The sequence below is a fragment of the Flavobacterium soyangense genome (genome assembly GCF_015277675.1).
Taxonomy (GTDB): domain Bacteria; phylum Bacteroidota; class Bacteroidia; order Flavobacteriales; family Flavobacteriaceae; genus Flavobacterium; species Flavobacterium soyangense.
Map to the genome: position 1 here is coordinate 1 of NZ_JADHEC010000088.1, position 1,308 is coordinate 1,308.

2 protein-coding genes are annotated in these 1,308 nt (G+C 30.7%); both read right to left on the reverse strand.

The window, feature by feature from the left end; all coding sequences use genetic code 11:
• Positions 1-270: 270 nt before the first annotated feature.
• The gene (locus tag IR213_RS16070) at positions 271-924 is read right to left on the reverse strand and encodes a potassium channel family protein (RefSeq protein ID WP_194313294.1); all 654 of its coding nucleotides are present in this window, start codon (positions 922-924) and stop codon (positions 271-273) included.
• Positions 925-936: 12 nt separating this feature from the next.
• Positions 937-1,089: a hypothetical protein gene (locus tag IR213_RS16075; protein WP_194313295.1), complete on the reverse strand. Its 153-nt coding sequence runs from the start codon at positions 1,087-1,089 to the stop codon at positions 937-939.
• Positions 1,090-1,308: the final 219 nt, after the last annotated feature.

A 1,308-nucleotide genomic window follows, 5' to 3' on the forward strand; every position in this document is an offset into this window, starting at 1 on the left:
AAAAAAAGTTATATAAAGAAAAAAGCTTATAACGGATGTTTAAAATCCTGTTACAAGCGTTTTTTATCGTCTAAAAAACGACGCTAATCAAAATAAGCGATGTTTTTCAGCGCCCTCCTCAAACGAGTGGGTTTTTTGTTTTTAAATTGTATTGTTTTTGTCATTTGACAACAGCCGAGTCATTCTCATTCCTAACGATAGTACAGATTTACTTCGTCAGTTCGCTATCGTTTAGGAGATTATTTTGTTATATCAGAGTGATTGAGTTATTTATTTTCTATCTGTTGCAAACCAAGAAGCAACAAATGCTGTAAATGTTCCAAAAAGCCCAACTCCAGCAGTCATTAAGATTGCTGCAATTATCCGCCCTTCAGTTGTTACAGGGAATTTATCCCCGTAACCAACCGTAGTAATTGTTACGTATGCCCACCAAATTGCATCTTCTGCTGTTTTTATATTACTATTAGGATCAGTTTCAACTTGTAAAATTCCAATTGCTGAAAAAATTACAAGTAATATTGAGATTACGGCCATAGATGTAAAAGTCCCTTGTGCTTTATTCGCAAAAATATGATTTACAAGTGTTTTTGTTGAGCGAAATGCTCTTATAATACGAAGTAATCTTATAAGCCTTAAAAGTCTTCCTGCACGCAAAAAACCAACCATTGGAAGACTTGAAAGCAAGTCAATCCAGCCCCATTTCATAAATTCTAATTTGTTTTCTGAATTAAAAAATCTTACACAAAATTCAAAGAAAAAAAATGCACAAATTGTATCATCAATATAATTTAACAAGACAGAGGTTTCTTTCGGGAGTATAAAAACGGTGTCAATAATTAATGCCCCTAATACATAAATTGAAAGAACAATCACGATGATGTTTAAAAGCCCAAGTTTGTTTTGAGTATTATTTATTTCAGTCATATTTTTTATTATCTATTTTAGAAACATTTTTAAAATACTTGCTCCTATTTTCCGTTGCATTCCGTTTTTTGTAGTGGGTATTCCTGTTGTTCTCGCAAACTTTTGTTTTGCCTGAGCTATTCCTAACAATCTACTCAAAGAAAATAAAAATCCAAACTTGCCCATATCTTGTATTTTTAATTAATTAGTTTTTAATTACTTATAAATCTATCGGATGAATTGTGAAAAGATTTAAATTAATAACATTCAAATCTAACCTATTAATCTATATTAACCCGTTGGGTGTAATTATTTGAAGTAAAAAATATTAATTAGATATTGCTCAAGACACTGAAATTCAGTATCTTGAAGTCGCAAAACAAACAATATCCATGTCAAATATAA

What these genes read in the sequence shown, in the direction of transcription:
- IR213_RS16070 (WP_194313294.1), bottom strand. Translation starts at nt 924, where the DNA reads ATGACTGAAATAAATAATACTCAAAACAAACTTGGGCTTTTAAACATC.
- IR213_RS16075 (WP_194313295.1), bottom strand. Translation starts at nt 1,089, where the DNA reads ATGGGCAAGTTTGGATTTTTATTTTCTTTGAGTAGATTGTTAGGAATA.